This is a genomic window from Sulfuricurvum sp., from assembly GCF_028688295.1.
Taxonomy (GTDB): domain Bacteria; phylum Campylobacterota; class Campylobacteria; order Campylobacterales; family Sulfurimonadaceae; genus Sulfuricurvum.
On record NZ_JAQTYM010000044.1, the window covers coordinates 1 to 19409 of the forward strand.

Genomic DNA, 19409 nt, shown 5'->3' on the forward strand with positions numbered 1-19409 from the left:
GCCATTACCGGTTTTTGGAAACTCGATTCAGAGGCGAAACCTACCATAAAAGTCCCAATCTGCTACGAATTCGCCTATGGAGGAGAGATAGAAATTACCAACGGTGAGAGCAAAACCCTTTTGGCACGAGAAGAGCGCAATCCTATCGGATGCGGGATCTTACACAAAAAACAAACGCTTAAATCAACTCGTGCCCCTCAAATCGAAGCACTCGATGATCCTATCCAAAAGCCCTACCACCCCTACACCCCTCAAGGCTTCGGTGCAATCAACCGTACCTGGGAACAAAGGTTCTCTTTAAGTGGAACGTATGATGATGATTGGTTAGAGCATGTTCATCCCCTTTTACCGAGGGATTTTGATGAACGTTTTTATCAATGTGCTCACCCCGATATAGTGATACAAGGATATATCCCAAAATCCTCAAAAATACAATTAACAAACCTGTTGCAAGGAGACCCGATTCAAAGTATCTATCTCCCCTCTATCGATCTTTTTGTCCGTTTCAGTATGAATAGTACAACTGTGGATACAAAAATGAACATCGATACCCTATTGCTCGACATCGACTCAGATGAGAAGAGCGATCACCGTATTTATATCACATGGAGATATCGATACCCCATGGACGAAGAGATCCTGCAAACTGCTATTTATACTAAATTATGAGAAAAATGGAGTGAGTAAATGTGGATTCCTGCCTAAGCAGGAATGAGAAAAAAAGTTTATACGTCCATCTCGATAACATTCCAAGGTAGCCCTTGGGTGTTCATCTCGTCCATAAAGAAATCTGGGTCAAGTTGCTCCATGTTGAACACCCCTTTTCCGCTCCATTTACCCTCTACCATCAGTTTTGCACCGATAACAGCTGGGACACCCGTAGTATATGAAACACCTTGTGATTTTACTTCGGCGTAGCACTCTTCATGATCTTTGACTTGGTAGATATAGATGCGACGTTTTTTACCGTCTTTGAGCCCTTCAGCGACGATACCGATGTTGGTTTTGCCTTTGGTACGAGGTCCAAGTGACGCAGGATCAGGGAGTAAGGTTTTCAAAAATTCCATAGGGACAATTTTCATCCCTTGGTGTTCTACCGGTTCGATTCCAAGCATTCCTACGTTCTCTAAACATTTCATGTGAGTAAGGTAACTTTGACCGAATGTCATGAAAAAGCGGATACGTTTAAGACCGTGGATGTGTTTGACCAATGATTCCATCTCTTCGTGGTACAACAGATAACTGTCTTTTGGTCCTACTTCAGGATAATCCCACACTTGCATAATCTCCATTGGTGCGGTTTCGATCCATTCACCGTTCTCCCAATAACGCCCTTTGGCACTCACTTCACGAAGGTTGATCTCTGGGTTGAAGTTGGTTGCGAACGGATAGCCGTGATCACCTGCATTACAGTCTAGGATATCGATCGTGTGAATCTCATCGAAATAGTGTTTTTGAGCATAGGCACAGAAAACGTTCGTCGCACCCGGATCGAATCCACTTCCGAGCAATCCCATGATCCCTGCTTCTTTAAACTTCTCATCACGAGCCCATTGGAGTTTATACTCGAATTTCGCCTCATCAGGGTGTTCGTAGTTCGCGGTATCGAGATACGGTGTTTTGGTAGCGATACACGCATCCATAATACTCAAATCTTGGTACGGCAAAGCGACGTTGATCAAAATATCAGGAGAGTATTTTTGGATCAATGCGATCACTTCATCGGTGTTATCCGCATCCACGGTTGTGATTTCAAGTGAGCCTGCTGGAAGTTCGCTTTGGATCTCTTCACAGCGCCAGATACTACGGCTTGCTAAAATAATACGATCGAAAACTTGGTTGTTCATGACACATTTGTGTGCCACAACGCGCCCTACTCCGCCGGCGCCGATAATAAGTGCAGTTGCCATAGTGTAACCCCTGATGTAAATATTCTGTGATTATAGAGAAAATTCTCTTACAAAAACGTTACAAACAAAACGCGCTGTAGAGTGTCAATCCCCAAATAAATGCGAGCATCGCTAATGAGAGAAATACAAGCGCTGCTCCCGCATCTTTTGCACGTTTCGCGAGCTCATGATGCTCATACGTAACCAGATCTACCGTTCGCTCGATTGAGCTGTTTATCACTTCAGCGATTAGGGGAACAAACAGTGAGATTGCTAAAATAGAGTGATGCAAAAAATCGACGGGCAGTGACCATGCAACTACCATCCCGACAACGAACAAAAGTATTTGAAGGCGAAATGATTTCTCATTTTTCGTCACTTCAATCAAACCGTTTAAGGCATAGCGGGTGTTTTTAAAAAGAGTATATTGAGGTTTATTCAGTGGCATTACGCTTCTACCCCTAACACAGTGCTCCACCCCTCATAGATACCGTGTTCTTGGATAGCCGATTCATAGAGTGAAGTGGTCGTCTCTTCGATAATTTCAGGGTTGATCGCTTCAGTTTTTACGAGCACCACTCCATAGCCATAATCATTCTCATCGTCATTAACGTATTCTTTGGCTTCATAACCGTGAGAAGCGAGTTGAGATACGGCACGCTCCATCGATGTTTTAGTTTGGAAAAAGAGATAATGTTCGACCTCTCTGGCAATATTTAGATCATCTCCCGCTTCTGCCAATGCCGCGATTGTATGGCGGTTTTGGATACTCAGCAATCCATACGCATCGGGATAGAGATTGTCACTGTACATCTCCCATTTGCTATCTCTGGAAGAGCCGCGCTCATACACATAGCCTCCGTGTTGGTTCATGATGTCTGAACTGATATTTTCAAACTTTTTCGATTGTGGCGCATAAAAATAAAATTCAGCCCAACCCTCTTTCATCACTCTACCGGCGAATACTGCATCAACCGAGGTATTCAGTGCTGCGATTAAATCATGTGTAAAAGATTCTAAATGATCCGTTACCGTATCAGCTTTTACAAATAGCCATAACAGCCAAGGACGTTCTTCTTGAGGAGCCTCTTCGATAAGGTCAAGTTCAACATCACAGCGATACGGTATATTTTCGTCATCTAAAAGCTCATAAAATTCTATCATTCAGCAATACCCTTATTTTTTTGTCATTATAAAGTCTTTTACACAATAGCGCAATACAAAAATGAATTGAACTCAATTCATTTTTTACGTTTAAAGGAGCTCCTCTTTTGCCTCTCCCAAATAGCTTTTATGAAGTTTTACTTTACTGGCTAAGTCTTGAACATTTTTTGTCTCGATAATGGGAAAAGATTCAGACTTTTTTAGATTTTGAACAAAAAGCTGCATTTGAGCAGTTGCCTCAGCTGCAACCTCTTCCAAGCTTTTACGAATCGCACGAAACTCTTGGCGCTCATAAGATTCGAGTGTCACGATTAGTTCGCTGAGTTTCCCTTTGGCATTCAAAAATTCATCATGGAGTGTTTCTGCTGAGTCGAAAAGACGTGAGAGCGGTTTGAGCGATTCGGAAAGTTCTTTTGAATGGGTCGTCATTTCACGCATTTGTTTTGAAGAGAGAACCATTTGCTGCATAATCAGTTCACTTTGTTCGCGTGAGCCTCTCAGCAATGAATCATTCTCAAGCAATGATGTGACAATGGTTTCACTTTTAGCCCCCAGTAATTGTAAACGATGTGAGAAATCATGAAGAATTCTATCTAGCTCTTTTTGTAATACAGTGATTGTGTGATCGGGAAGTTCACGATGACTTATATGAAGCACCAGATCATGAAGAATTTTTAACTGAGCGTGTACATCTTGCTGTTCATCACAACTTGAACGAACCACACTTTTGAGCTGATTAAAGTGATCTTGCTCGGCTACGCGCAAAAGATCAATATGACGGTGAACGACATTATCCAAACTTGGCAATTCAGAGAGGGTAAACTCTTCAAATTTTTCCATAGTACTTTGTTGCTGCGCTAAAAGTGCTTCAATTTTAGAGACAAAAAGTTTTTGATTTCCTTGAATAAGGTTGAGTGCTTCTATCTCTTCTTTAAATACATTGCGAATTTGATCGTGTGTCGAGTTCTCCATTTGCGCGATAAGATCAAGCCGATCTTTCAAAACACCGACAGTTGTTCCTAAAGCAACAATCTCATCACTGATACCATCCAAACGTTGGCGGCCATTATGGGCATTCATCACGGAAACGGTTTGTGACATAACACTCATAATGGCAAATAGGAGTATCCCCACACTAAGGGATAAGAGGGATTCTTTGAGTATGTTGGCATCCATTCCATCACTAAGGATAAAATGAAGCAACCCCCCGATAGCACCTAGCGCTAAAACCACGGGGGTATAATTGATTTTATTAGGATCTTTATACACGGCGGTATGACGTAAGAATAAAAGTGAGATGATGACTATCGTGAGAAGCAAATCAATACTAAACATAAATTATCCCTTTAAACATATAATATCGTATAAGGCCTCAGGTGATGGGGCAAAATAATCTCCATCCCCCTCTGCGCTAAAACCCCATCCTGCGAATATACCGATAATACCGGCACGTGATGCGGCTTCCATATCTTTGGAGTTGTCACCAATCATCCAAGCACAATCCGTACCTGAATGAAAATCATAATGTTCGAGATGACGAATGAGCATTTGTGGATGGGGTTTTGGTGTATCGACTTCGTCCGCACCGATGATCAGCCTAAAATACGAATCCAGATTCAAATGTTCTAACATACGTTTAGCAAAAAGTGTAGGTGCATTGGTTGCCACACCCATGACATGACCATGATGGTGCAAGGTTTCCAATAATGCAGGAATCCCTGAATATGGTTTTACATTTTGGATACATTGATCATAGTAATGCTCTTCAAAAATATCACGTGCATGCGCTTCATACAACGACGTACCGTAAAAAATCTCAGCTAAATTTCTCACCGGTGCATTAATCGCATCGACAACGGCTTGAACACTAAGAGGCTCAAGCGCGTAACCTTCTGATCGTACATGATTTATGGAGAGTGTTATGTCCAAAGCTGAATCGATGAGTGTACCATCCATATCAAAAAGGACAATTGACTTCATTTATTTCATTTTCTCATACAACTCTTTGAGTGTTTGTACAAAAAGAGGATGATCATTTGGGCATCGACATACGCGATACGCTTCGTACCCCAACTCATGCGCTACTTCAGCATATTCAATAGAGAGTTCAAAATCTGTTTCAGAATTATCGATAGTAAAGGCTATAGGGACGATGATAACACGCTTATTCTGAATATCATGAAGAGCTGTTTCTAATGAAGGTTCCAACCATTTCATCGGACCTACTTTGGATTGGTAGGCTAAATGTACCTGATTGAAATGGATAGTATTACTTTCCATCATTGTTTTAAGGATCTCAACATGAGCAATTACCTGACGCTGATAAGGGTCACCTTGGTCAACAATCTTTTGCGGTAATCCGTGCGCTGAAAAGATAATGTCAAAACTATTTGCTTGATCATTACCTAATGCTTCTTTGATACGTTCTATGACACATCGATTGTAAGTCTCATTGGTAAAAAAGTGTTTAATCTCAACCGTGATACTCTCCCACCCTATTTTATGAGCAATCGCTTCAAAATCATCCAGTGAAGATTGAGTGGTTGTCGAAGAGTATTGTGGATACAAGGGGATCAAATAGACTTTTTCTACCCCTTGCTCTTTTAGCCTTTGGCACACTTCTTCTGCCATAGGAGGAGTATAACGCATTACAAAATCTACGATTATCTCTGAACCTACTGCTTTAGACAACTCAGTAACGAGTTTTCTGGTAAGTTCTACCAACGGGGATTTTCCTCCGATTTGACGATAAATATCCTGAGATTTTTCAGCACGCGTCAAAGTAATCATACCGGCAATAAAACGACGCAGTAATTTGCTTTTTGTGCGAATAATATAGGGGTCATTAAACATGTTGTGTAAAAACATCTCAACTTCATTCAGATTGTTGGGGCCACCCATATTTAACAATACAATTGCTTCTCTCATTCGTCCTTATTATCCATTCGTTTTTGAAGAAAGTGTACCATAACGAATTGTTAAATTCAGTCATTATAAAAAAAACTAAAGCTTTTTAATCTATAATGACTCTAGAACAGAAAAATGAGGAGGGTTAATGCTGATTAAACATACAGTGTTATCGCTGATTTTACTGACGATAGCAGCCCAAGCTGACTCGCAAAGGCGTGAGCCATCCCTCTTTTTAGAATATGAACGCGAATTAAAAAAAACAAACGATACAATCAAAAACGAAGAAAATCCTTTTATTAAACCCTCTTCTCCTATAGTTATCGCAAAACCCACTCCCCCAGCTGAACCTGTCATAAAAACGGTTACCTTTATTGCCCCCATCTTAAAAAATGAAAAAGAGAACCCTGTCAACATTGGTCATGATGAAAAGCCTTTCCTTACGGTTCCTAAATCTGCTCCTATCGCTTCACAACCTGCTTGCCCTGAAGAAAAATCATCGCTAAATGAACCTAAATCAAAAACTCAAGAAATTGTCAAAAATTTTAAAAATGCAAAAGACAAACTCCTCAGCCGTGCCAAAGATTTTCTAGGTACCCCTTATGGATTCGGAAATCGAAGCGGTGAGCGTACAGATTGCTCTGGTTTTACCCAGCAGGTATATCGTCAGTTCGGCGTTTCCCTCCCGCGCAGCGCTGCTGAACAGGCTCAAATGGGTGAAAATGTAAATATGGATGATTTGCAAGTGGGAGATTTACTCTTTTATCGCACCTACAAGTCAGACCCTTCACATGTAGCTATTTATGCTGGAGATGGCCAGATTATCCATGCATCATACACAGCTAAACGTGTTCAATACGACTCTATCGAAAAAGGGTATTATAAGCAGCGTTTTATGTACGCTAAGCGTCTCGCATTGAACGACCCTGATTATAACGAGTAAGTGATGTCTGCTATCTATTCCGCTCTCGATAAACATTGGTTATGGAAAGAGATCTACACAAAACTCGATCTCTCATCACCTGCTTATCACTACTGGAATGACACTCGCCATATAAAACTCAATCGTTACGTTTTTCTTGAAAAAAGCACTATCCCCTCTCGTTATGCCCACATCGAAGAAGATTTGACCGATCTTTCCGGTTATTTGCCGACACAATATGCCGCAACACAGCTCGGTATTGACAACCATATTTTCAGTTACAAAAAAATGCGTTTGCACAATCAGTTTGAATACAAATTTGTAAATGATATAAAATTCGTCAATTTAAAGCGATTTTTTCTCGAAAACGGGATCAAGATAGATAAAAAAAGTTATGTTCATCTTGCTCGTCTAGATGAGCTGATTATCACTGCTGATTCACGTTTCTACCGCATCGATGATAACTATGGAGTGGTTGTTTACGATTGACGTTTTGCCCAACGCGGAAAAAATCTCGACGGTGATAATACAGGGTTAATCTCTTTTCCCTCTGCGATAAACTCTTTTAACCGCTTTGCTAAATACGGCGCGAGGACAAAACCATATCCTCCTGAGCCGTTTATCATCGTCAAATTTGGATAATAGGTATATTCGGATGGATCAACTCTTTCACCATGACGTAGATGAGGGTATTTTTGAAGTACTGCCTCTGCATCTACGAGACTTCCCAGCATCGGGAGATAATCATTTGACCCAGAACGTAATCCCGTATAGTCGTTGATAATATTAATATTATTTAATTTTAATGTTTTCGAGGCTTTTTCGAGCAGTTGTGCTCTCCCCTGCTCCCTATCGTACGGTTCACCGCTAAACGGCGAATAATGGACATCGTGGGTCGCTCCGATGGCAACAACGCCAGCGTTTGATGTTAGTGAGATCGAGACATGGTGATGGAGGATGCAGGGGATGTGGGTAGAGGTCTCTATATCGATCCGATGACCCCAAATACCTCGCAAACCTACATAATCGATGGGGAGAAGTTTCGGATAGGCGCCGATAGCGAGAACGAGGTGTTTGGCATTCAAATCACCGATTTGCCACGTCCCATCATGGTGGATTAAATTTTCGACCTTTCGCGGATAAAAATCGATCCCCTCTACCATTGCATGACATACACCCTGAGCATCGACAACAGCTCCTATGTCAAAATATATCGAAGGGGTATTTATCGCTTCATCGCTCAGAAGGATTTGTATTTTATGGGGAATATTGGAGTGTTTTATATGCGTTTCATGTTTGAAAGATTCGACTTTTTCACCCTCTTGCGGACTATTGGCAATATGAAGGAGCGGTTTTACGAGGGTAAACTGAGGAAAGTTGGTCGTGTAAAAATGGAGTGCTTCGGCGTGTGCTTCCCCCATGATCCCTTTGAGTTCTCCGGCTTTGGAGATTTTAGGCGAGATAAATGCCCCCGCCGCACCGCTACCGCCAGCGGCGATACCGTCCTGATCGATCAGTGCGACGTTTAGACCTGCTTGTGCGAGTGTGTAGGCGCTACAACAGCCGTTTATCCCTGCACCGATGATGATGACATCATAAGGTGATATTTTTGATATCAGCAATAGAATAAATCTCGGCGTAGATCATTCCGACCAACGCTTTACGATTAGCACGGACGCTCAAATCTTCGGCATTAACCATAACATTGTCGAAGAAGTTGTCCAATGGCGCTTTGAGGGCGAAGAGTGCATCCAAACGCTCTTCAAGGGTTTCATAGCTCGCAGAGATTGCAAAGGTTGCGGATGAGTATAGATGACGCTCCGCATCGTTTTCAAAGAGTGATTCGTTAACGCTGAAACCTTTGTCCATCGCTTCGTCTTTGAGGATGTTGCTGACCCGTTTAAAGGTGGAGAAGGCTTCGATAAACGACTCGGAGGATGCGATAGACGAGACGGCAAGAATTTTACGGTCGATTTCGAGGACGTCGAGCTCGACATTAGCATCTTTGGCAACGACCGATTGGATGATTGATGGGTTAACACCGACATAGGCACCTGCGAGACGCTCGATGATAAAGGTCTCAATGTTCTTTTTGTACTCTTTGCCTTGCGGATAGAGCGATGAGAGTTGATCGATCAAGGTAGAGAAGTTAAGCGGGATTTGGTGCGCTACGGCGATTTTGATAATACCGTTTACTGCGCGGCGAAGGGCGAACGGATCGCGTGAACCCGTCGGAATCTCACCGATGCTGAACATACCGATGAGGGTATCGAGTTTCATCGACATCGCGACGATGGCACTGAGGATGGTAGATGGGAGTGCACTCTCCTCCCCTGTTGGGAGATACTGCTCTTTAATCGCCGTGGCTACTTCGGCGGATTCGCCCAGAGCTAGTGCGTAGTAATACCCCATAAGTCCCTGAAGTTCGGTAAATTCGTATACCATCTCAGACATCAAATCGGCTTTTGCCAACTCCATCGCACGATCCAAATGGTCAGGATTGATATTATCATATATGAGATTTGCAATAGTGGACGCGACTACTTTTTCGCGTTTGATTTTCTCTGCCAACGTCCCTAAGCCGTTCATAAAGACGACTTTTTCTAATCCTGCGGTACTCAAACCTTTTTTGAGGTCGTTACGGTAAAAGAAAAGTGCATCGGAGAGGCGTGGACGGAGAACCCGTTGATTTCCCTCGATTACGTGGCTGAAATCATCAGTGAGGGCATTAGAGACCACCACAAACGCATTGATCAGTTTCCCCTCTTTAAAGACTGGGAAATAGCGTTGGTGTTCTTTCATAGAGGTGATGATAACTTCGGGCGGGAGTTCGAGGAAACTCTCATCAAAACTTCCCAAAAGCGGTGTCGGGTGTTCCGTGATGGCGACAACTTCATCGAGTAAATCTTCGTCGATTTCGATTTTGATGCCGTTTTCTCGTTCGAGTGCAGCGAAGTTTGCCAAAATCGATTCGCGGCGGCTTTGCGGATAGAGATCGACGGAACCCTCTTTGAGAAGATCGAAATAGTGATGGATGGAGTTTACTTTTTTCGCTTCGAAATGGCTGATACGATGAACGTAGGTTTCAGAAGCGGAACGTACACCGAAGAGTTCTATATCGACGAGTGTTTCACCGAGGGTCACATTTACCCAGCGGATCGGGCGGATAAAGCTCTCATGACTTGAACCCCAACGCATTGATTTACCAAAGCTCAAGCTTTTGATCCACGTATCGATCATTTCACCCAAAATCTCATTGCTCTCTCGTCCCGCAATGGTTTTACTGAAATAAAGAACCTCTTTACCACCCTTTTCGGTGCGGCCGATCTGGTCGAACTCCACACCGCATTTTTTGGCAAAGCCTAGTGCCGCAGGGGTGGGAACTCCGTCTTTGATCGCGATATCAACTGGTGCTCCGAAGAACTCTTCGACACGGTCGTCTTGGCGTGTTTTGAACTCACGATGCCACAGTACCAAACGGCGCGGTGTGTAGTAAAACTCAAACTCCCCGACAAGGGCGTTTTTTTCCAAAACGGCGATCCATTTTTTCTCTATTTCTGTAAGCTCTTTGAGCAGTGGAACTGCCGGAAGTTCTTCGACACCGATTTCAATCAAAAGAGGTTTTAACATATCACTTATCCATTCATCATTTTAAAGTCCCGATTTTACCGATTGGATGGTTAAAAAATGCTGTTGGCTTATGGTTGCTTTGGAAAAAATTAATTCAGAGATAAAATATCTTATTTAGGTCTAGTTAAAAGTTTTGAGGTGTACAATACCCGCATTAATATTTTCAACAAGGAAACAAAATGCCAACAATTAACCGTTACGTCGATATCAGCACTGTAGATCGTGAAGCGAAAAAAGATTATATCGATCGTCACTCACCGTTTATCCATTGTGCTTCAACTGCAAAAAAAGGTGAAAAATTTGCCGTTACTGTAAAAATGGGGAACGAATATTCTCATCCAGATGATTTCGATCACTTCATTGCTAACATCGCACTTTATAACGGTGAGACATTGCTCGCTCGCGCTGATTTCGTCCCTGGAACACTCGGAAATGAGAAAAACCATGCAGAAGTAACATTCAACATCGTCCCTATGGGAAAAAAATTGACCCTAGTAGCACACGGTTACTGCACTAAACATGGTGTGTGGGAATCAACTCCGGTAGAAGTCGAAGTTGAAGAAGCTTCTTCTTGCTGCGGTGGCGGACACTGTTCGTAAGTATTTTACACAACAATCTTTCATAGGCCCTTTTCAAAAGGGCTTAATTTTTATTTCTTTTACTCATCCTCAGAAATCATAATTTCATACGCAATTCTTGCATCACTTAGTAAAAAATTATATTTTTCCAAAATAGGTTCAATCTCTTCAAACTCCCTCGTCTCTTTTAGTCTAAATAATGTTCTCGCACATTCCAATACTGCACAAGTTTGTGGTTCCATCCCTTTTTCAGGGTTTAGTGAATGATTTAAGCAATTAAAAAACAGTTTTTCAAAATTCCAAAATTCGAATAGTTCTGCGGCCAATTCATCACCGGAACGACCAATTATATTTTTCTCCTCTTCATCTAGTTTTTTTGCTTCATTCTCATAAAATGAATATGATTTTTTTGTCATCATTAAAGCGTATGAAGCAACCAACCGACCAATTTCCAAAATAAATGTCAATCCCCCCAATGAATGGAGAATTGAGCGATGTTTTTTAAGGAGCCAGATTTCTAAAAACCTCTGCTGACGCTCCATCGTTCCAAACCACTCATTAATACTTACTCCGTATGCAGAAATATCGCTATAAGGATGCGCTTTTAATGCTGCGGTCAATGACATTCCCCGTATAGCCGAGACACCAAAAAGAGAGATAGCCTGAGAAATAGAGGTAATGGGATATCGAAACCCATGATAGGGGACATTTGAATATCGGAGTATATCGGTGTAAAGAATGGGATCGGCTTCAATAACTTTTATGACTGCTTTTAAGTCAACATCATCTACTTGACAAAGTTCATTCAATTGATTAATAGATTCAGGAAGTGGAGGAAAAGATTCGATTGTATAGAGAAGATCGTTATTCACTGATAACCTTTTTATTTTAAAGCATTTACAGATTCTAACATTTATTTTAATCATCAACAAGTTCTTTACTAATAATTAAACTGATAAACTACAAAAATATTATCAGTTATAAATTTATTCAAAAAGTGAACAATTATAAATTGATAGATTAAAAAAATATTTTTTTAAAGAAAAAAGGTCGTATGTGCATAAAAAATCAAGCGATCATGCTCGAAATACTCTTAAAAGAATCAGTATTCCTGACAAAGTGCGTGAATTTGAAATCTTAGCTATGGCTATGAATCATGCATCCGACAGTATGATTGTTACCGATAGATACAACAACATTATAAAAGTGAATAAATCTTTTACAAAAACTTTCGGATATGATGAAGATGAAGTGATCGGAAAAAATACAAATTTTCTTTCATCCGCAAAACATGATAAATCTTTTTACAATCAAATGTGGAATACTCTAACCAAAGAGAAGCATTGGAGCAGTGAAATCTGGAATAAAAGAAAGACTGGTGCTGTTTTTCCTGCATGGGTTAGTATCAGTGCTATTATGGATGAAAACCATAAAATTCAAAATTATCTGGCCATCTTTACCGATCTAACCGCATTACGAGAAAGTCAGGAAACCTCATTAAAACTCGCTTATTATGATCAGTTGACCGGATTACCAAACCGCCAAAAAATCGTTGCCGATATGGATATAAGAAACCCTTCGGTCTGTGTTATTTTCAATATCGATGATTTTAAAGAAATTAACGATTTTTATGGGATTGAAATCGGAGATAATATCCTCAATCAAGTGGGACAATGGTTTAGTAAAATGAATTTTTTTCCCTATCGAATCAGTGGCGATGAATTTGCCATCTTAATGCATGAAGATTTTACTTGGAATGATCTTCGCAACCGCATTTCAGCACTTATGTCACTCTTTGAAGAAAAAACATTTTTCGTTAAAATGGAAACCATCAATTTACGTATGACGGTCGGTGCGGCTATTGGTCATAGTAAACTATTAACACGTGCCGATATTGCTTTAAATCGTGCGAAAAAAAATAAAGTTTCAATTGCTTTATATGCTGAGCATGAAAATATTGAGGATACTTATCGATCAAATATAAAGATGAGTGCCTTTATTCGAAATGCTTTGTCAAAAAAACAAATTATATGTCACTATCAGCCGATCATAAATGTATGCAATCAAAAAAAAGAGAAATACGAAACACTGGTACGAATGATCGATAATGATGGGCGTATTATTTTTCCCGCTAATTTTTTAACCATTGCTAAAAAAACCAAACTTTACCCTCAAATCACCCTAGAGGTAATCCGACAAGCTTGCACCTTATTTTCCCATCGCGATGAAGAGTTTTCGATTAATCTCTCTGATAGCGATATTCGAGATCCTCAGATTGTCAAAGAGATTATTTACACCATCACGAAAACAAAAACAGCAAATCGAATTGTATTTGAGATTTTAGAATCAGAGGGGATAGAAAATTATGATGATGTTGTCTTGTTTATATCTACCGTTAAAGCACTTGGGTCAAAAATAGCCATTGATGATTTTGGAACGGGGTATTCAAATTTCGAAAATATTCTGAAGCTTAACGTCGATTATATTAAAATCGACGGATCGTTGATTGAAGGGATTATCAATAATAAAAGACACCATATTGTTGTTGAAACCATTGTGAACTTTGCCCATAAGATCGGCGCACAAACCATCGCTGAATTTGTCAGTTCAGAAGAGATATACACTGCCATTAAAGAGCTCGGTATAGACTATGCTCAAGGTTATTTTACCGGCAAGCCACAAGGCATCTGATTTTTTAACTCTTTAAGTTTAGACGTGTTATAACTAAGAACTTTATCTGTGTAGGTGAATAATGGATCAACTTGCCTTATCTCCAGCTTCATTTTTCTCTACCATTTATATAGATTTTACCCTATTTGTCTTCATTACTTTTGTGACACTAGGGATGGTAAGATATTACATTAATTATAAAAACACTCATCTGACACACCATTTAAGCGGTTTTAAACCGATGCTGTCAAAACTACTCACCAAATACACGATCTGGCTCCTTCTCCTATTGTTTTTTATTTTTATCATCCTACTCGTAATGCTCTACATCATAGCCTACGCACAACAAAACTTAGCAGTACACTTTATCCATACAAGTTCAATTATTGCCAAAAGTATTCATCCTATTTACACTGCTACTTTTATTTTTGCTAGTTTTGCCACTCTTTTAACATTTCTCGGATATTACTTTATTACGATTCGTGATATTGCACGACTCCAGACTAACTATTTTGTTGACAAACTTAATCTCCATCAAAACCAGCTTGAAGAACAAATTGAAAGCGAAGTTATTAAACGCCAAGAACAAGAGAGAATGCTTGGACATCAAGCTCGTTTGGCAGCAATGGGTGAGATGATTTCGAATATTACTCACCAATGGCGTCAACCTCTTACTGCCATTTCAAATATCGTACAAGAGACGCAAGACGCTTTTAAATATAACGAACTCAATGAAGCTTCAATGCAGGAGAATACTCGAAATATTCGTACTCAACTTAATCAAATGTCCAATACGATTGATGATTTTCGTAATTTTTTCAGTCCCTCCAAAACCATATCTTCCTTTTATGCGAAAGATCAAATAAAAACCACTCTTTCAATGCTTCAAGGGATGCTTCAAAAAAATAATATCACTGTTGATTTATACATAGATGGTGATACAAAGATCCAAGGATATGCAAATGAATACAATCATGTCCTAATCAACTTATTTAATAATGCACGCGACATTCTTCTCGAACGTGCTATCGAATCTCCGCGTATTACGATTCGTATTGATGAATCAAATGGTCATTCGGTTGTCATTTTTGCTGACAACGGGGGTGGGATTCCTGTGGAAATTGCAGATAAAATTTTTAATCCGTACTTTACTACTAAAGGGGAGATACACGGTACCGGAATCGGATTGTATATGTGTAAACAAATTATTGAAAACAATATGCATGGAAACATACGTGTTCACAACAATGAAGACGGTGCTGTATTTACGATTACTATATAAAGGAAAATCTATGAGTCAATCACTTTCAATTCCAATTCAAATTCAATGCATGGATGAAATCTTCGATACGACCAAACTTGCGTATGAAATCTTTGGTGATTTTATCAGCAAGTGCAATGGAACCCGTCCTGATATCTCTCGTACTAATGAAATTTTTCGTATTATTCACACCTTAAAAGCATTAACAAAATGGCTGAATATGGAAAATCCAACGCGGTTTTTTAGCTATATCGAGGACGTTCTTTTCATGGTTAGAGAAGACAAAATAGAGCCGTGTGAAAATCTGAAACAATGGTTTATAACGGCTAACAAAGATTTTACACTCTTTTATGAGATGATCAAAGCTGAAGCAGGAATTGAAGATCTGATGAAGTTTTCATTTACACTTGATCGCTATAGTAAAGCCAATATGGCTGATAACACAAAATGTCTCAATAATATGCGTGTTTTATATGTTGAAGATGACCCAGCGATACAAGCACCATTGGCTAAATTTTTAAGCAGACGTGTCAAAGAACTCATTTTAGCTTCAGATGGTTTAGAAGGGCTTGATAAGTTTCAGCAATATCTGCCAGATGTTATTATTACCGACATTAACATGCCCAGAATGCACGGATTTAAAATGGCTGGAGAGATACGAAAAATAGCCCCGAATATCCCTATCATTGTTACTTCGGCACATAATGAAAAACCGTTTCAATATCAAGCAAATCTATTTGAAATCAATGGGTACTTAGTCAAACCTTTTGATTTTGAAGACTTGGAAATGGAATTAGTCTATAGCTATCTCTAAATCTATTTATCTCCTTTTAACCCCATCTTCTTTATACTCTCTTAAATTTTATAAGAAGTGAAGTTTGTGGACTCTTTTCAGAATTTAGCATTACTCGAAAATCTTTATCGTCTAAAAGCATTAGGCTATTCCTATGTCGATCCGATTACCCCTAATATACAAACTACTTCGAATAGTTTACCCGATTCACTAAGTACCTTGGCGCAAAGTATTTCCCAATGTTATCTGTGTGATCTTAGTAAATCACGACGTCAAAGTATGGTAGGATTTGGAAATCCCCGTGCGCAATTGATGTTTATCGATGCCTACGTCTCTGCCGCAGAAGATGAATCTGCTGAATATTATGTCGGAAGATCGGGGGTTATGCTCCGTGATATGATCGAAAAAGTGATCAATCTCAAAATTGAGAATGTCTATTTGACCCATAGTGTTAAATGCAAACCATTCGGTTTTCAAAATCCATCTCCGAGCGAATGCAATAGCTGCACCCCCTATTTATCAAAACAAATCTCACTCATACGACCTCGTGTAATTGTTACACTAGGGCCTGACGCATACCATGTCCTAACAGGAGAGAGTGGAGATTTTGAACGCGTACGAGGTGAAGTTATCCCTTTTGGAGATGCGCTACTCATTCCGATGTATCACCCACTCTATCTCGTTCGAAATCCATCGCTCAAAAAAGAGTCGATGCGTGATTTACAAACTATCAAGGCTCAATTATTATGATCTTTTTCCGTAGTTTTTTTATTTTATCCATCCTGTTTCTTTTTACCCATGCTCAAAATATTACAATTCGAAAATCTTCTGACTCCTCAGGCAGTGCACAAAGCTTTAAACCGGTCGATTCAACAATCAACATTGCGATTGTCTCATCCCCAAAAGTAATCGGGAAATACTCGCAATCCCTTTACAATGTTGCACTCGCCACTCTATTAAGCCGTAGAAATGAGCATTTTGAAATCAAACGCTACGATTTAGCGGATGAATCTACCGAATCACTCTCGCGTGTGCTAGAGGAAATACGCCATGATGAGATGGATGCAATACTTGCCCCTCTCACAAGCGTGGGTGCGAAAAAAATGATCACACTCGATACTAATCTCCCAATTTTTATACCTACTGTTCATAAACGTGATCTCCCAGATGCTCCTGAAAACTTTACCTTCGGCGGTATCGATTATGTTGCCCAGATCGAAGCGTTGTTACCCTATATGGGGGATTCAATCGCTATTTTTTATGATAATTCATCTGTCGGAACGCAATTAAAAGCTTCTACTGAAGAGGTTTTTCTAGCACATAAAAGCGATAAAAAGAGAGTTGCCAGCTATCCGGTAGATTTGAAGGGGGATAATATCATCACCCATCTCTCGAAGCCATCAAAGTTTAATAAAGCAAGTATTATCCTCCATATCCCTGTCGTCAAAAGTGCACTTTTAAGTGCCCATATGACCTTTACCGGGGTGAAGGAGAAAAATATTCTTTCAACGCAGATCAACCTTGATCCCGCCCTCCTCACACTCACCCAATACAATGACCGCAAAAATATGATTCTCGCTAACTCATTAATCGAATTTCCCTCTGCCATTTACGAGTCCAATGCCATCATGAACAATGATATCACCACCGATTGGATTCAATACTCAACCAGTGTCGGCATCGATTATCTAGTCTCCACTTTGACCAATACTCACCGTGAATACACCATGCGCCTGATTAATTCTCAGGTTATCTATCCCGTAGAATTGATGCGTGCGAAAGAGTTCGGTTTTGAACCCATCACTTCACGCTAAGGGTGTTTCCCTTGAGCGTATTAGCATTTTTAGCCATCTTTCGCCGCAACAACGTCAAGAAATTGAAAAAATAGGTATTCTTCGTCACTACAACATCGGTGAAATTATTTTCTATGAAGGGGATGAGAGTAATTATTTCCATCTTTTGATTGAGGGCGAAGTATCCGTATACAAAGTAAATACCTCTCATGAAACAATGCTGATCCACCGTTTTCACGCCCCTTCTTTAATCGCCGAAGTAGCGACACTTAAACAAATACCCTACCCTGCTTCATGTGAAGCTTTATCCACTACCTCAGTATTAAAAATCTCTCGTGATCCATTTTTGTTGATTCTTCAAAATGATCCTTCTATAAGTTTAGCCCTAATCTCTTCGCTAACCCAAAAAATCGCCGCATTAGAACTCTCACTACAACGTCATAGCGCCCCCAATGCTATGGCAAAAGTAGCCCGATTGGTTCGAGATGATCATACTATTTTTAACCGTCTTAAAGGGATAGAGATAGCACGAATGATCGCTATAACACCCGAAACCCTCTCTCGAATGATCAAAAAACTCAAATCTGAGGGGATAATAGCCGTCTCTTCATCTAAAGAAGTTACCCTAATCTTACCTGATGATCTTCAACACTACTGCGGATAATAATTTTCCTTTAAGAGAAGCAGTGATAGAGTTAAAGATCTACATATCAGGAGCATCCAATGGGTAAAAGAGGTATTTCACTCCTCAAAGGAATCGAAGCACAAACGGTTTATGAATTGCTCAATAAAGCATACTGTGACGAATGGCTCGCTTATTATCAATATTTTATTGAGGCTAAAGTGGTCAAAGGGCTGATGAAAGATGCTGCCATTGTTGAGCTCACCCAACACGCCGCTGATGAACTTCGCCATGCTACCATGGTGGCTGACCGTATTATCCAACTCGGCGGAATTCCGGCACTCCATCCAGCAGAGTGGTTGACCAACAGCAACTGCGGCTATGATGCTCCCACTGAGCCTGATGTCCGTAAAGTGTTAGAGCAAGCGATCAAGGGTGAGCAATGCGCCATCGGTGTTTACTCTAATATCCTCGATATTACCCGTGAAAAAGATATTATTACCTATGATCTCGTCTCTCAGATTTTAGCGGATGAAGTAGAACACGAAGAGGATTTACAAGCACTCTTTGATGATATCGAAGAGTTCATCGAGCAGTTTAAAAAATAATGATCAAACGCATACTTTTTAGCCTATCCCTTTTTGGTGCGCTGACACTTCAAGGGGCTGATATTTTTGAGTTAATAGGACTCCTCGACCGTAAGGATACAAAAACGTTGCAAGTACGAATCCAAACTCTGGGTGATGCGAATACCGCTCGCGAAGATAACAATAAAAGCATCTTGATGTATGCTGTATGGGTAGGTAATGCGGATGCGGTAAAATATCTCATCGAGAAAGGTGCCGATATCAACGCCCAAGACACGGGAGGAGCGAGTGCTCTGCATCTCGCAGCATGGAAAGGTCATACCCCTATCGCTTTGTATCTGATCGAAAAAGGGGCATCGACAACGGCAATGAGTAAAGAGGGGATGACCCCTCTGGATATCGCCATAATGCGCGAAAACCGCGAAATTATGGAAGCGATCGACAAAGCAGCTCCGAAACGGAAAAAACTCCTATAAAGCCGATAAAAATGCCTTCTCTTCGGGAGGTATTTTCGCCATATTCCCCTCAAAATCCAAATACACCAAATCGATTTTCATCTCAAAAACTTTCTCATCGTCTCTAAATATCTGCTG

Annotated in this window: 21 protein-coding genes; 12 read left to right on the top strand and 9 right to left on the bottom strand. The window is 40.3% G+C overall.

Annotation, left to right across the window (positions count from 1 at the left end; all coding sequences use genetic code 11):
• Positions 1 to 669 (top strand): DUF2169 domain-containing protein (locus PHR02_RS09305; protein ID WP_299991409.1); only part of this gene is annotated, 669 nt, incomplete at its 5' end.
• Between the two features lie 56 nt (positions 670 to 725).
• On the opposite strand, the gene PHR02_RS09310 is transcribed toward PHR02_RS09305, so the two are convergent.
• The 6 genes from PHR02_RS09310 to hemH all read right to left on the bottom strand — a co-directional run bounded on the left by PHR02_RS09310 (position 726) and on the right by hemH (position 5981).
• Positions 726 to 1910, bottom strand: a complete 1185-nt coding sequence (locus tag PHR02_RS09310; protein WP_299991410.1) for a saccharopine dehydrogenase family protein — start codon at positions 1908 to 1910, stop codon at positions 726 to 728.
• A gap of 58 nt (positions 1911 to 1968) precedes the next feature.
• A complete protein-coding gene (locus PHR02_RS09315; RefSeq protein WP_299991411.1) occupies positions 1969 to 2337 on the bottom strand; it encodes a diacylglycerol kinase in 369 nt (122 codons plus the stop codon).
• Positions 2337 to 3053, bottom strand: a complete 717-nt coding sequence (locus PHR02_RS09320) for a DUF695 domain-containing protein (RefSeq protein WP_299991414.1) — start codon at positions 3051 to 3053, stop codon at positions 2337 to 2339. Before PHR02_RS09320 ends, PHR02_RS09315 begins: the two co-directional genes overlap by 1 nt.
• Before the next feature lie 90 nt (positions 3054 to 3143).
• Positions 3144 to 4388 carry a hypothetical protein gene (locus PHR02_RS09325; protein ID WP_299991416.1) on the bottom strand — a complete coding sequence of 415 codons (1245 nt, stop codon included), beginning with the start codon at positions 4386 to 4388 and terminating at the stop codon, positions 3144 to 3146.
• Between the two features lie 3 nt (positions 4389 to 4391).
• Positions 4392 to 5033 carry an HAD family hydrolase gene (locus tag PHR02_RS09330; RefSeq protein WP_299991418.1) on the bottom strand — a complete coding sequence of 214 codons (642 nt, stop codon included), beginning with the start codon at positions 5031 to 5033 and terminating at the stop codon, positions 4392 to 4394.
• Positions 5034 to 5981 (bottom strand): ferrochelatase, encoded by a 948-nt coding sequence (hemH, locus tag PHR02_RS09335; RefSeq protein WP_299991420.1) that lies wholly within the window; start codon positions 5979 to 5981, stop codon positions 5034 to 5036. It lies immediately after the preceding gene.
• Between the two features lie 127 nt (positions 5982 to 6108).
• Between hemH and PHR02_RS09340 the strand changes: the two genes are divergently transcribed.
• Both PHR02_RS09340 and PHR02_RS09345 read left to right on the top strand, forming a co-directional pair.
• Positions 6109 to 6903: a C40 family peptidase gene (locus PHR02_RS09340; protein ID WP_299991422.1), complete on the top strand. Its 795-nt coding sequence runs from the start codon at positions 6109 to 6111 to the stop codon at positions 6901 to 6903.
• A gap of 3 nt (positions 6904 to 6906) precedes the next feature.
• On the top strand, positions 6907 to 7371 hold the full coding sequence (locus tag PHR02_RS09345; RefSeq protein WP_299991424.1) for a hypothetical protein: 465 nt from the start codon (positions 6907 to 6909) through the stop codon (positions 7369 to 7371).
• Here PHR02_RS09345 and PHR02_RS09350 read toward each other — a convergent pair.
• Together PHR02_RS09350 and glyS are read right to left on the bottom strand one after the other, a co-directional pair.
• Positions 7362 to 8504, bottom strand: coding sequence for an FAD-binding oxidoreductase (locus PHR02_RS09350; RefSeq protein ID WP_299991426.1), 1143 nt, complete (start codon positions 8502 to 8504; stop codon positions 7362 to 7364). The genes PHR02_RS09345 and PHR02_RS09350 overlap by 10 nt on opposite strands.
• Positions 8476 to 10512 carry a glycine--tRNA ligase subunit beta gene (gene glyS, locus PHR02_RS09355; RefSeq protein ID WP_299991428.1) on the bottom strand — a complete coding sequence of 679 codons (2037 nt, stop codon included), beginning with the start codon at positions 10510 to 10512 and terminating at the stop codon, positions 8476 to 8478. Before glyS ends, PHR02_RS09350 begins: the two co-directional genes overlap by 29 nt.
• A 179-nt stretch (positions 10513 to 10691) precedes the next feature.
• Between glyS and PHR02_RS09360 the strand changes: the two genes are divergently transcribed.
• The gene (locus PHR02_RS09360) at positions 10692 to 11111 is read left to right on the top strand and encodes a class II SORL domain-containing protein (RefSeq protein ID WP_299991431.1); all 420 of its coding nucleotides are present in this window, start codon (positions 10692 to 10694) and stop codon (positions 11109 to 11111) included.
• 59 nt (positions 11112 to 11170) lie between these two features.
• Here the strand turns inward: PHR02_RS09360 and PHR02_RS09365 are convergent, their stop codons facing one another.
• Positions 11171 to 11962: an HDOD domain-containing protein gene (locus tag PHR02_RS09365; RefSeq protein ID WP_299991434.1), complete on the bottom strand. Its 792-nt coding sequence runs from the start codon at positions 11960 to 11962 to the stop codon at positions 11171 to 11173.
• A gap of 184 nt (positions 11963 to 12146) precedes the next feature.
• Here PHR02_RS09365 and PHR02_RS09370 point away from each other — a divergent pair, with 184 nt between their 5' ends.
• From PHR02_RS09370 to PHR02_RS09405, 8 genes are all read left to right on the top strand, one after another.
• Positions 12147 to 13781: an EAL domain-containing protein gene (locus PHR02_RS09370; protein ID WP_299991437.1), complete on the top strand. Its 1635-nt coding sequence runs from the start codon at positions 12147 to 12149 to the stop codon at positions 13779 to 13781.
• A gap of 61 nt (positions 13782 to 13842) precedes the next feature.
• Entirely contained in the window at positions 13843 to 15042 is a 1200-nt protein-coding gene (locus tag PHR02_RS09375; RefSeq protein WP_299991440.1) for a HAMP domain-containing sensor histidine kinase, read from the top strand.
• 10 nt (positions 15043 to 15052) lie between these two features.
• Complete coding sequence (locus PHR02_RS09380; protein ID WP_299991442.1) at positions 15053 to 15835, top strand: response regulator; 783 nt, start codon at positions 15053 to 15055, stop codon at positions 15833 to 15835.
• Between the two features lie 66 nt (positions 15836 to 15901).
• A complete protein-coding gene (locus tag PHR02_RS09385) occupies positions 15902 to 16564 on the top strand; it encodes a uracil-DNA glycosylase (protein ID WP_299991444.1) in 663 nt (220 codons plus the stop codon).
• Positions 16561 to 17628: a hypothetical protein gene (locus tag PHR02_RS09390; protein WP_299991447.1), complete on the top strand. Its 1068-nt coding sequence runs from the start codon at positions 16561 to 16563 to the stop codon at positions 17626 to 17628. The genes PHR02_RS09385 and PHR02_RS09390 overlap by 4 nt, the downstream gene beginning before the upstream one ends.
• A complete protein-coding gene (locus tag PHR02_RS09395; RefSeq protein WP_299991449.1) occupies positions 17606 to 18271 on the top strand; it encodes a Crp/Fnr family transcriptional regulator in 666 nt (221 codons plus the stop codon). Before PHR02_RS09390 ends, PHR02_RS09395 begins: the two co-directional genes overlap by 23 nt.
• Positions 18272 to 18330: 59 nt before the next feature.
• Positions 18331 to 18837, top strand: a complete 507-nt coding sequence (locus tag PHR02_RS09400; RefSeq protein ID WP_299991451.1) for a ferritin-like domain-containing protein — start codon at positions 18331 to 18333, stop codon at positions 18835 to 18837.
• Positions 18837 to 19292, top strand: a complete 456-nt coding sequence (locus tag PHR02_RS09405) for an ankyrin repeat domain-containing protein (protein ID WP_299991454.1) — start codon at positions 18837 to 18839, stop codon at positions 19290 to 19292. Before PHR02_RS09400 ends, PHR02_RS09405 begins: the two co-directional genes overlap by 1 nt.
• Positions 19293 to 19409: the final 117 nt, after the last annotated feature.